This window comes from Mycoplana azooxidifex (assembly GCF_014196765.1).
Taxonomy (GTDB): domain Bacteria; phylum Pseudomonadota; class Alphaproteobacteria; order Rhizobiales; family Rhizobiaceae; genus Mycoplana; species Mycoplana azooxidifex.
In genome coordinates this window covers 30527-42650 of record NZ_JACIEE010000017.1, presented here as the reverse complement: position 1 = coordinate 42650, position 12124 = coordinate 30527, and the positions used below count along the sequence as shown (strand labels likewise).

Here is a 12124-nt window from a genome sequence, read left to right as displayed (position 1 = left end):
GCGTTGCCACCGGTTGCTCACACCGCGCCAACTGGCGTATCAAAAAACGCCGAAACTCTAATCGCCTTTGGATGAAAGTTCAGTGGCAGGTCACTGACCATATTAGGAAATAATTAGCAACACGCGGAACCATCCACTCGGCTCCCGGTTACTGTCCGTGTCTCAAACGCGGGTGTGCGATGTATCTCTCCAGTTCCTTTTCCCCATCAGTTCCTGCGCGAAATGCGCCGCTGATTTGCTTTTCCCACTTACGCTGGGATTTTGTTCTGCAGCGCCCCCAACATCTTATGAAGCGGTTCTCCAGAGATCGCGAGGTGTTCTTTTTTGAAGAATTCATTCCGACTGAACATCATCTCCCCTATCTCGAGATTCACGTTTTCGAGGGAACGACGGTCAAGGCCGTACGGCCGCGAATTCCAAGAGGGTGGGAGACAAACCAGCGAGTTAAAGCGCTTCGATCGCTTCTTGACGAGCTGCTGAAGTTGAGCCACGCCGCAAGCCCCGTGCTGTGGTTTTACACGCCGATGATGTACGAATTTACAGGTCATGTGGAGGCATCTGCCATCATATATGACTGCATGGACGAACTGGCGAACTTCAAGTTCGCAATGCCTAGATTAAAGGAAAACGAGGCGCGCCTCATCGCCCGGGCCGATGCCGTGTTCACAGGTGGGCACAGCCTCTATGAGGCCAAGCGCCATTTGCACCAGAACATTCATTCATTTCCATCTAGCGTAGACGCGGCACATTTCAAGACTGCAAGGTATTGTTGCACGGAGCCGCCTGATCAAAGGTCGATTCCAGGCCCCAAGTTGGGGTACTATGGCGTCATCGACGAGCGTATTGATCTGGATTTAATAGACGCTGTAGCCCGGGCCCGGCCCAACATGTCATTCGTTTTCATCGGGCCGGTAGCAAAGATCAATCCTGAAATCCTGCCTAAAGCACCCAATATTTATTACCTTGGGCAGAAACACTATGACGAACTGCCCGCCTACGTTTCAGGGTGGAACGTCGCCCTTATGCCGTTTGCGCTCAATGAGGCAACGAAGTTTATCAGCCCGACCAAGACGCCGGAATACCTCGCAGCCGGACGCCCCGTCGTCAGCACGGCGATTAGGGATGTGGTGCGTCAATATGGCGATGTGGACGGTGTGTTTCTGGCAGATGCCTGTGACTTCGCCCCTGCATGCGATCGAGCGCTGGCCCTCAAGAACTCTGGAAGCGACTGGCTTGCGTTGGCCGATTTGGCTCTAGCGAAATCCTCATGGGACAAGACATTCCAAGGCATGAACACGCTCTTGGATGAGGTCGTCACCCGGCGGTTCGCTTCCGAGCGATCGCCGAAGCAGTGCCATTGTCCCAGCAAAGGCAAGGGGACTTCTGCGGCATATGATTACCTGATCGTCGGGGCCGGATTCGCTGGGTCGGTGCTCGCGGAACGGCTTGCTTCCGGCCGCAACAAACGCGTGCTTCTTTGCGACCGGCGACCGCATATCGCAGGTAACACCTATGATTTCTACAATAAAGCCGGCATTCTCGTACACCAATACGGGCCGCATATCTTCCATACCAACAGCCAGCGCGTCTTCGAATACTTGTCGCGGTTTACTGTCTGGCGTCCCTACGAACACCGTGTCCTGGCGGATGTAAACGCACGACTCCTACCCATTCCCATTAACAGAACGACGATCAATAACCTCTACGGGCTCAATCTGAGCGACGAAGCGGAAGCCGCAATCTTTCTCGCCAGCCGCGCCGAACCCTGCAGAACGATCGTGACGTCGAAGGATGTGGTGTTGGCCCAGGTCGGCAGTGATCTTTATCGTACTTTTTTCGAGGGTTATACGCGCAAGCAATGGGGTCTCGACCCCTCTGAGCTGGACAGATCCGTAACGGCGCGAGTTCCGACCCGCACCAGCGTCGACGACAGGTATTTTCTCGATACCTATCAGGCGATGCCGCGCGACGGATATACCGCAATGTTCGAGAAAATGCTGGATCACGACAACATCACCGTTATGACCGGCACCGAGTATGCGGATATTCGCAGCGAAAACGTTGCGGCGCACACAATTTTCAGCGGCCCGATAGATGAATACTTCGAGTATTGCTTCGGTCGCTTGCCCTACCGTAGCCTCAATTTTCAGCATGAGACGCATGATATGGAGCGCATGCTCCCGGTCGGGGTTGTCAACTATCCCTCGGAGGCCGTGCCATATACTCGGATAACAGAGTACAAGCACCTGACCGGCCAAATCCATCCGAAAACGAGCATATCCTTTGAATTTGCTTGCGCCGACGGCGATCCCTACTATCCGATCCCGCGCCCCGAAAACCAAGCGCTTTACAAACAATACGAGTCGCTCGCTCGCGATCTCACCGATGTCACGTTTGTTGGACGGCTGGGAACCTACAAATATTACAACATGGATCAGGTTGTAGGCCAGGCATTGGCGACCTACCGGCAACTGACAAGGACTGGTTTGAGAGATGCCATCTCAGCCAGCACGCGATGATCAAACCACATGTCCGGATAGTGCTTGCCACAGACAGCCTGGATCCTTCAGGGATGGGAGAGCATATGCTCATCCTCGGACAGGCGCTCTCGTCGGAATTTGAAGTTACGTTAGCAGCGGTGAGGGGCACATATGACCTCCTCGATCGCGCCACACGCCGGGGGTTAGAGGTAAAACGGATCGACGACGACGTCTCGTTCGAGGCTTGGTTGCGTGCCAGCGCCTGCTCCCTTCTCCACATTCATGCTGGCATCGGCTGGGAGGGACATGGGATAGCCCGTGCCGGCGTAGCGTCCGGCATACCGGTGGTTCGCACGGATCATCTGCCCTATCTTCTTACTGAGAGGAAGCAGAGGGAAACCTACGCGATGGAATGCGCGGCACTCGCTCATCATATCGTCGTATCGGAATCCTCGCGGCGCAGTTTCGAACTCAATGGTGTCGCGGCCGACCGCATTTCGGTTGTTCGCAATGGGATCTTCGGTCTCGAGGGAGGTATACGGCCCTGCAACTTCAAAAAAATGCTCGGGCTCGACGGGCGGCGCACACTGGTGACGGTGGCCCGTTTTACCAAGCAGAAGGACCATGCCTCTCTCATCTTGGCGATGCCGGAGGTCGTCGCCGAGCACCCTTCGGTTATTTTGCTGCTTGTCGGCCAGGGTGAGGAAATGGAGGCAATCCAGCGCCTCGTTAAAACACTGTCGCTGGGTTCGCATGTTCAGTTTTTGGGACAGTGCATCGAAATCTGCGAATTGATCGCGTGTGCCGATTTGTTTGTCCTACCGTCGCGGTTTGAAGGGCTTCCCCTGGCCCTACTCGAGGCCATGTCTCTAGGACTCCCGATAGTTGCGACCCGGATCGGCGGCACCATCGAAGCGCTAGGATTTGACCACCCGTTTCTGGCCGAATGCGGAGATCCCACCTCCTTGGCACGGATGATGATTGCCGCACTCGACGATCCGAAACGAGCAAGAGAGGTTGGCGAGGCGGGCCGCAGACGATTCCAAACCGAGTTTACGGCTGAACGAATGGCTCAGGAGACGGCTTCGGTGTACCGACGCGTTCTTCGCCACCATTCGGGAACTAACAAAGGGGACCGATTGATGGGCAAGACACGGATGGGATTCATCGGAGTTGGTGGCATTGCTGGCCGTCATCTTGATATCTTGGGGGGCTTCCACGACGTGGCACTCGTCGGATTCGCGGACCCAGACATTGGTCAGGCCGAACTTGCCGTTTCGCAGTTCGGCGGAAAGGCTTTCGACAGCCACCGCGAGATGCTGGAGAACGTGGCGTTGGATGCGGTCTATATTTGCATACCGCCGTTCGCCCATGGCGATGCCGAACGGGATCTCATATCCCGCAACATTCCCTTCTTCATCGAGAAGCCCATCACGCTCGAGCTGTCTCTTGCCGAGCAAATAAATGCTGCCGTTGGGGCCGCAAATTTGATCACTGCCGTCGGATATCATTGGCGCTATCTGGACACGGTGGAGGAGGCGCGCTCGCTCCTCGCCGATAACCCAGCCCAGCTGCTCTCGGGCTACTGGCTCGATCAGACGCCGCCGCCGACGTGGTGGTGGAAAACCGAAAACTCAGGCGGGCAGGTTGTTGAGCAAACGACGCACATCATTGATCTGGCGCGATACCTCGTAGGCGAGGTCACAGACGTATATGGCCGCACCAGCTTTAGGGAACGCCCCGAGTTTCCGGGTTTCGATGTACCGGCTGTGACGACCGCGAACCTCACATTCCAGTCCGGTGTCATTGCAAGCATATCATCAACATGTCTCCTCGGCTGGAGCCACAAGGTTGGACTGAACATTTTCGCCGATCGTCTGGCGATCGAAGTCACGGATCATGACATTATGGTCGATGTGGGCTCAGGGCGGCCGGTACGGCAGGCCAAGGGAGATCCTGTTTGGCGGGAAGACCGTGATTTCGTTGACGCCGTTCGCGGCGACGACAACCATATTCGCTGCACTTATTCAGACGCACTGGCGACGCACCGGCTCGCGCTCGCCGTCGTGTCTTCGGCGGAAAGCGGCGTGCCGGTAAAGCTGGATCCGCCTGTGATCGTCCAGAATGCGATCGCGCCATTGCGGCATGAAGAAAATTCAGAGGGCCCTTTCGGCCCGCCACTGAACCATCGCACAATCCGCTCGCTCGGCGTCGAAGGTCCCGGAAAGGCCCTCCTCTATGAGTATGAAGAGGGGCCGCCACCCGACGGGCATGTCAGACTCGAAACCCTCTATACCGGCTTTTCGGCAGGCACGGAACTCACCTTCCTGAAACACACTAACCCCTTTTTCCATTCCCGCTTTGATGATGGCCGTGGCGTCTTTCTCGAAAACGAACCGCAGCTGCAGTATCCCGTGCCGTTTCTTGGCTACATGGAGGTGGCGCAGGTCTCGGAATCGCGGGCCCCCGACATTGCAGTCGGCGATGTCGTCGCGACCACCTATGCGCACAAAAGCGGCCATACAGCCGACCCGTTCCACGACATGCTTGTACCGCTGCCCGCCGGGATCGATCCCATTCTCGGCGTCTTCGTGGCACAGATGGGTCCAATCGCCGCCAATGGAATTCTGCATGCCGATGCGGATGCTCTCGGCAGCTCTGTGCCCTATCTCGGTGCTGGTGTCGCAGGGTGCCACGTGGTTGTCCTTGGTGCCGGTACAGTCGGACTGATCACGGCCCTTTTTGCGCAGAAGCTCGGTGCCGCGAGCGTCGTTGTCTCCGATCCCTCCGCGTACCGGCGCAAGAAAGTGCAGGCTATGGGCCTGACGGCAATGAGCGAGGACGAAGTATGGCAGCATGCGAAAGCGCGGTGGCACAATGGCGGCAGAGACCGCGGAGCCGATATCGTCTTTCAGACGCGGGCACATGCACACAGCCTGCAAATGGCGCTCAAGGCACTGCGACCGCAGGGCACTGTCATCGATCTCGCCTTTTACCAAGGCGGCGCTGAGGCACTAAGGCTCGGGGAGGAATTCCACCATAACGGCCTCACCGTACGGTGCGCGCAGATCGACCGCGTGCCACGCGGATTGACACCCCTTTGGAACAGGCGCCGGCTTGCCGACGAGACGGTCCTTCTCTTAAAGAGCCACGGTGAGGTCATTCGCGAGCACATGATCACCCATGTTGTTCCCTTCAACGACGGGCCAGCCTTCCTCGCTGATCTTTTGCAGAACCGGCCGGAGTTCCTCCAGATCGTCTTTCAGGTTCAGCAATGAGCTCTCGCGGACCGCCCGTGCGTATTCTGTTCGTATTCGCCTGGCTGGTTGTCGGCGGCGAGGAGACGGAGGTCCGTCTCCTGGCAGGCAATCTCGATCGCGCGCGTTATCGCATCGATGTTGTCGCATGCTTCCGTAGTCCCAACATGCCGCTTCTGACGCATGATCAGTTGACCGCACTCGGCGTCGATGTGGATACGACGCCGTACGAGCTGTCATTGGAAGACACCATTGATTACCTGGCATGCAAGATACCAGGCTACGACGTCGTGATCTCATGCCAGAATGTTGCCGACATCTATCCGGCACTGGACCGCATTCACCTGCGTCCGCCTCTGATCGAGCATGGCGGACTTGTCTGTGAGGCGCTGGCCGGACCTAAGCATTTTACCAGTCGCTATATTGGCGTCTGCCGCTCCATCCGAGATGCTGCCGCATCGATAATGTTGGGACGAGAGCAAGACGCGCTTGAAATTCCGTCAATGGTCGATCTGTCGGAGTTCGACGCTAGTCAGCGTCTCGCGATGCGCGCGTCGCTTGGTGTGGCGGAAGACAGCGTTCTCATTGGTTGGGCGGGGCGCCTTGATCCCAAGAAAAATGTTGAAGATTTCATCGAAGCGGCTGCGCTCGTGCATGCACACGAAAAGAGCACGCGTTTTGTGATTGCCGGGGGACCGGACGCGTTTATGCCTGATTACGCTTTGCGATTGCACGCGCTTGCCAAGAAGTTCGGACTGGGCGGCGCCCTGATCTTCCTGGGCGACCGAAAGGACGTACCGGCGCTTTTGTCTGCGTTCGATATCTTCGCGTGGTTGTCGAAGGGCGAAGGCATGCCGCATGTGATCGCAGAGGCAGGAGCAGCCGCCTTGCCTGTGATTGCGACACCCGACAACGGTGCTAGGCAACAGATCGAGGACGAGGTTTCGGGCCTATTCGTGCCCTATAGCGATCCAGTTTCTGTTGCTCGCGCGATGAACAGGCTGACTTCGTCGCCAGATTTGCGCAAGAGACTTGGTCAGACCCTCCGGTCGCAAGTCGAGAGAAGCTTCAGCGTGGCAGCGGTGTTGCCTCAATGGGAACGGGTCATTCGGGAGGTCATCGCCGAGAGAAGGAAGGCGGAGCCCACGGGAATATTCAAGTCCTTCTTTCAGGGCGGTTTCGAATGTTCGACCCACCGTCTACAACCGCGCGAGGGCGAGGTCTCGGGCAAACGTCTTGACATGATCGCCGCGACTCGACACGACATCAATGCCGCGGCCGACTATGCCCAGCTTGCCAGCCATGCCATCCGCACCGTTCGCGACGGTGTGCGGTGGCATTTGATCGAGGCGGTTCCCGAAAAATATGATTGGGCAAGCTTCCTGCCGATGCTCACGGCCGCACGGGAGACTGGAACGCAAGTGATCTGGGATCTGCTCCATTACGGCTGGCCCGACGACATTGATATCTGGTCGCCAGAATTCGTGACCCGTTTCGCCGCGTTTGCAGGAGCGACGGCATCCGTCGTGCGCCAAGCTAGCGATGTGGTACCGTTCTATGTGCCGGTCAACGAAATTTCGTTCTTCGCATGGGCCGGAGGCGACGTGGGCTATCTCAATCCCTTCACTCGCGGACGTGGCTTTGAGTTGAAAGTTCAACTGGCGCGGGCCTCGATCGCAGCAATGAAAGCTGTTCTTGCCGTCGATTCCCGAGCGCGATTTGTTCATTGCGATCCCGTGATAAACGTTGTGGCTGACCCATCCCGTCCATGGGACCGACAGGTCTCGCAAGGTCATTGTCACTCACAATATCAAGGCTGGGACCTGCTTGCAGGGCGCATGTGGCCGCAGATCGGTGGTTCTAAACGATATCTCGATATTGTCGGCGTCAACTACTATCACAACAACCAGTGGGTTCATGGCGCCACTGCGATCGATGTAGATCACCCACTCCATAAACCACTCCGAACAATCCTGTACGAGACCTATGCTCGTTATGGCAGGCCCATGCTTATTGCCGAAACGGGAATTGAGGCGGAAAAACGTGGGCCGTGGATGAGGTATATCTACGATGAAGTAAATGCAGCGGCGGACGCTGGAGTGCCCATCGAGGCGATCTGCCTGTATCCGATCGTAAACCATCCGGGATGGGACGATGATCGACCCTGTGAAAACGGTCTGCTATCAGCGGTTCCATCAGAGGAAGGACGCAGCGTGTACGAGCCCCTGGCGCGGGTGCTAGGCGAGATCTCGCAAGGTGGGCTTACGTACTCGAAATAGACGCGTCGGCTTCTTTCATGGAATGCGCCTGGATGACGCTGTTCTATGAGGCTTCAGGCCACGAAAGCCCACGGTTTCGTGCTGCGCTGGAAAGCTATTTCGAAGACGAGCCGGATGAGCGTACCCTGGAGCTTCTGTCGCGACAAAGGCCGTCTCAAAATAGATAGCGTCCGGTTCCGGCTCCGCCCGGCCTTCGGTCGTTCAAGCGCAGCTGGAACCTTTGAGATTCCCGGGCGGTTTCGTCTCCGGACAATCACCGCTCCCCGAGGCTACTCGTGAAGATCGCCACCTACAACGTCAATGGCATCAATGGTCGCCTTCCCAACCTCCTGCGGTGGCTGGAAGACGATGCCCCCGATGTCGTTTGCCTGCAGGAACTAAAATCGCCCGACGAGCGCTTCCCGCGGCGCGAACTTCAGCGGGTCGGATACGAGGCGGTCTGGCACGGACAGAAGAGCTGGAATGGCGTCGCGATCCTCGCCAGGGACAGGATGCCTGTCCTTACGCGACGCGGCCTGCCGGGCGATCCAGACGACGCGCATAGCCGCTATATCGAGGCCGCCATCGACGGCATGCTGGTCGGCTGCCTCTATCTTCCCAACGGCAACCCGGCCCCCGGCGCGAAGTTCGACTATAAGCTGCGCTGGTTCCAGCGCCTCCAGGCCTACGCCGCCGAGCTGATCGAACTCGGCATACCCGCCCTGCTGGTCGGCGACTACAACGTTATGCCCACGGACCTCGATGTCTATGCACCAGAACGTTGGCGTGACGATGCGCTGTTTCGCCCGGAAGTCAGGAAAGCCTACGCCGATCTCCTCGCCCAAGGCTGGACCGATGCCGTCCGCCACCTCCATCCGAAGGAACGCATCTACACCTTCTGGAAATATTGGCGCAATTCCTTCGAGCGCGATGCGGGCCTGCGCATCGACCATCTTCTGCTCAGCCCCACCGTGGCCCCTTGGCTGAGGTCCGCCAGCGTTCGCCGCGGGCCGCGAAGCTGGGACCACACCAGCGACCACGCGCCTGTGATGATCGAGATCGAGCCGCCCGCGGATTGAGGTCAGACCGGCGCCTGCTGCATCGCCCGACGCTCGCGCGCCCTCGCAGTTCGCCGCGCGGCGCGTAATTCTTCGAGGGTCGGCAGCCACCAGCCGCGCTGGCGCTCGTCGTCGCCGGGTTCAGTTCGCGAGGGCCAGGTCTGCACCAATTCATCCAGCGACGGCATTCGCCATGATCCCCAGACATGATCGTCGGCGATGCCGGGATAGAGGTCGGCAATCTCTTCGTGCTCGACCAGCTCGCCGGTGATGTCGGCTACGACGATAATCCCGTGCGGTGTCGTCGCGATCGGCCGGTCCAACGGGGGCAGATCATCGGCGGGAAGTGGGATGCGACGACGCTTGCGCTCGGCCGTCCGGCGGCGGGACGTCCTTTCCTCCTCGGTCCCCTTGCGCGCCGCAGCGCGCTTGCGCCTTTCTTCGGGTTCGCACCGCTGTGCTTCCATCTCGATGGCCTGCCAGTGGTCGACAAGATCGTCATAGGAGGAGAAAGGCACCCGCCAGGCCTTGTGGTGGCCGTCCCAGCGGGCGAAGGGCACCTGCCGGATTTCCTCGACCAGTTTGCGGGAATAGGGCGTCGTGATGCGGAGCCCGTCCTTATCGACGCCGAGGTAGGGGCTGAGGATCGGCTCGAAGGCAAAAGCATCCCTGCCCTTCGCCTCTGCGTAGGGATCGGCACGGGATTCTTCCTTGGCCAGCCAGCGATCAATACGCCGGCGCGCCGTCTTGCCGGGAACGACCCAGGCCTTTCGCCAGTCGCTCCAGCGGGCGCGCGGAAAGGTCTCGCGAAACCGCTGCACTGTCATGCGGTCAAATGGAAACGAGACAGAGGCACGCTCGCCGCCATCCTCGGCCCCATCGGCACTCTCGACATCCTCCGTCATAACGTCACCACTCGCGAGGCGACCCGCTCCTCGGTGTTTCGTGCGCCGATCACCGCGGTCGCCTTCGCTGGGCTCGGACTCATTATCCGCCTTCTTGCGCTGGTCGGCGGACAAGAGCCGGCTGACATCTACGCTCTTCCTGAACTGGCCTTTCTCGTCGCGCCGAACATTGGCGGTTCCGGTATCGAGTTCACGTTCGGGCATGACATTGCCCCTCTCGGTTGCGGTCCCGGAAGAACGCACCGGCCGCATAAAAGATGCAGCGAATCAAGGGCATATTCGAGACTCGCAAAAAGGGAGACGAGAAGCACCTAAGTTATTGATTTCCGATTCTATTCGACTCGAAACAAATTCCTTTCTGATTCGCTTGACTCGTTTTGGTTGCGTCGAGTCGGGAGTGTTCAAGATGGCCGGTCATCGTGCTCAGTGGAAGGGTTTCATCAAGTTCGGCGAGGTGAGCTGCGGCGTCGGCCTCTATACGGCCGCCAGCACTTCTGAGCGCATTTCGTTTCATACGATCAATAAAAAGACAGGCAACCGCGTCAACCGCGTGTTCGTCGACAGCGACACCGGCAAGGAGGTCGAGCGCGAGGACCAGACCAAGGGCTTCGAGATCGAGAACGGCCAGTACATCATGATCGATCCGGAAGAGGTGGCGGCGACCATTCCTGACAGCAACAAGACGCTGCAAATCGAAGCCTTCATCTCCTGCTCCGACGTTGATGACGTCTATTTCGACAAGCCCTACTATCTCGTGCCGACCGACCGGGTTTCTTCGGACGCCTTTACCGCGCTGCGTGATGCGATGGAGAAGTCGAAGGTCGCCGCAGTCGCCCGCACCGTCCTGTTCCGGCGCATGCGCACCGTGTTGATCCGCACCCATGGCAAGGGCCTGATCGCCACCACGATGCAGTACGACTACGAGGTCCGCTCTTCGGAGAAGGCGTTTGAGGAAGTGCCGAAGCTGCGGATCAAGGGCGAGATGCTGGATCTCGCCAAGCACATCATCGCCACCAAGAAAGGAACCTTCGATCCCGCCGCGTTCGACGATCGCTACGAGACGGCGGTCGCTGAACTGGTGAAGGCGAAGATCGAAGGCAAGGCCCTGCCGAAGCGCAAGGCGGTCAAGGTCTCCAAGCCCGACGATCTGCTTGCCGCGCTGCGCGAAAGCGCCAAGATGCTGAAGGCCAGCGGAGACAAGCCGAAGCGCGCCGCTGTCAACGCCAACAAGGGCGCCGGGCGCAAGCCCGCGGCGCGTGCAACGGCATCGAAGGCGCGCGGCTCGACGGCAGCACAGCGCAAAGCCGGTTGAGGAGAACGATCATGGCGCCGCGTCCCTATTGGAAAGGCTATCTGAAGCTCTCCCTCGTCACCTGCCCGGTCTCCATGTCACCGGCGACCTCGGAGAGCGACAAGGTCCGCTTCCACACCTTGAACAGGGAGACTGGAAATCGTGTCGTCTCGCAATATGTCGATGCCGTCACGCGCAAGCCGGTGAAGGATGAGGACGAGGTCAAGGGTTATGCCCGCGGCGAGAACGACTATGTCCTGCTCACCGACGACGAACTGGACGCCGTCGCGCTCGATACGGTGAAGACTATCGACATCGACAAGTTCGTCCCGCGCGACAGCATAGAATGGATCTATCTCGAAAAGCCGCATTATCTCGTGCCGGACGATCCGGTCGGCCACGAGGCTTTCGCCGTCATTCGTGACGCCATGGCGTCCGACAAGGTATTCGGCGTATCACGGCTCGTCATCGGCCGGCGCGAGCGCGCTGTCGTGCTCGAACCGCGGGGCGAAGGGATCGTCCTCTGGACGCTGCGCTTCGGCGACGAGGTCCGGCCGGAAGAGTCCTACTTCGAGGACATCGACACCAAATCGGACCCCGACCTCATTCCCCTCGTTCAGAAATTCATCAAGCAGTACACCAAAACCTGGTCGGCGGATATGGTTTCAGACCCCGTACAGGACGCGCTGCTCGACATCATCGCGAAAAAGAAGAAGGCTCTGAAACCCTCGAAAAAGGGCAAGGCCAACGATGACGGCGCGGCCACCGAGAGCAATGTCATCGACATCATGGACGCTTTGCGCAAGAGCCTGGCCGCCGGTGGAAAAGGCAAGCGCGCCTGAAATCTTCACGGACGTCACCTATGTTCGAACTCT

The 12124-nt window shown here is 58.7% G+C and carries 7 protein-coding genes; 6 read left to right on the top strand and 1 reads right to left on the bottom strand.

The window, feature by feature from the left end:
- Window positions 1-287 precede the first annotated feature (287 nt).
- The 4 genes from glf (at window position 288) to xth (ending at window position 9074) form a co-directional block, all read left to right on the top strand.
- Window positions 288-2519, top strand: coding sequence for a UDP-galactopyranose mutase (gene glf / locus GGQ64_RS26860; RefSeq protein ID WP_246422970.1), 2232 nt, complete (start codon window positions 288-290; stop codon window positions 2517-2519).
- Window positions 2520-2572: 53 nt separating this feature from the next.
- Window positions 2573-5758 carry a glycosyltransferase gene (locus GGQ64_RS26855; RefSeq protein WP_246422967.1) on the top strand — a complete coding sequence of 1062 codons (3186 nt, stop codon included), beginning with the start codon at window positions 2573-2575 and terminating at the stop codon, window positions 5756-5758.
- The gene (locus tag GGQ64_RS26850; RefSeq protein ID WP_183808373.1) at window positions 5755-8016 is read left to right on the top strand and encodes a glycosyltransferase family 4 protein; all 2262 of its coding nucleotides are present in this window, start codon (window positions 5755-5757) and stop codon (window positions 8014-8016) included. Before GGQ64_RS26855 ends, GGQ64_RS26850 begins: the two co-directional genes overlap by 4 nt.
- Before the next feature lie 275 nt (window positions 8017-8291).
- Entirely contained in the window at window positions 8292-9074 is a 783-nt protein-coding gene (xth, locus tag GGQ64_RS26845; RefSeq protein ID WP_183808372.1) for an exodeoxyribonuclease III, read from the top strand.
- A gap of 2 nt (window positions 9075-9076) precedes the next feature.
- Here xth and GGQ64_RS26840 read toward each other — a convergent pair whose 3' ends face one another.
- On the bottom strand, window positions 9077-9958 hold the full coding sequence (locus tag GGQ64_RS26840) for a hypothetical protein (RefSeq protein ID WP_183808376.1): 882 nt from the start codon (window positions 9956-9958) through the stop codon (window positions 9077-9079).
- A gap of 406 nt (window positions 9959-10364) precedes the next feature.
- On the opposite strand from GGQ64_RS26840, the gene ku (GGQ64_RS26835) reads away from it, so the two are divergent.
- Window positions 10365-11270, top strand: coding sequence for a non-homologous end joining protein Ku (ku, locus tag GGQ64_RS26835; RefSeq protein ID WP_183808375.1), 906 nt, complete (start codon window positions 10365-10367; stop codon window positions 11268-11270).
- Window positions 11271-11281: 11 nt separating this feature from the next.
- A complete protein-coding gene (ku, locus tag GGQ64_RS26830; protein WP_183808371.1) occupies window positions 11282-12091 on the top strand; it encodes a non-homologous end joining protein Ku in 810 nt (269 codons plus the stop codon).
- Window positions 12092-12124: the final 33 nt, after the last annotated feature.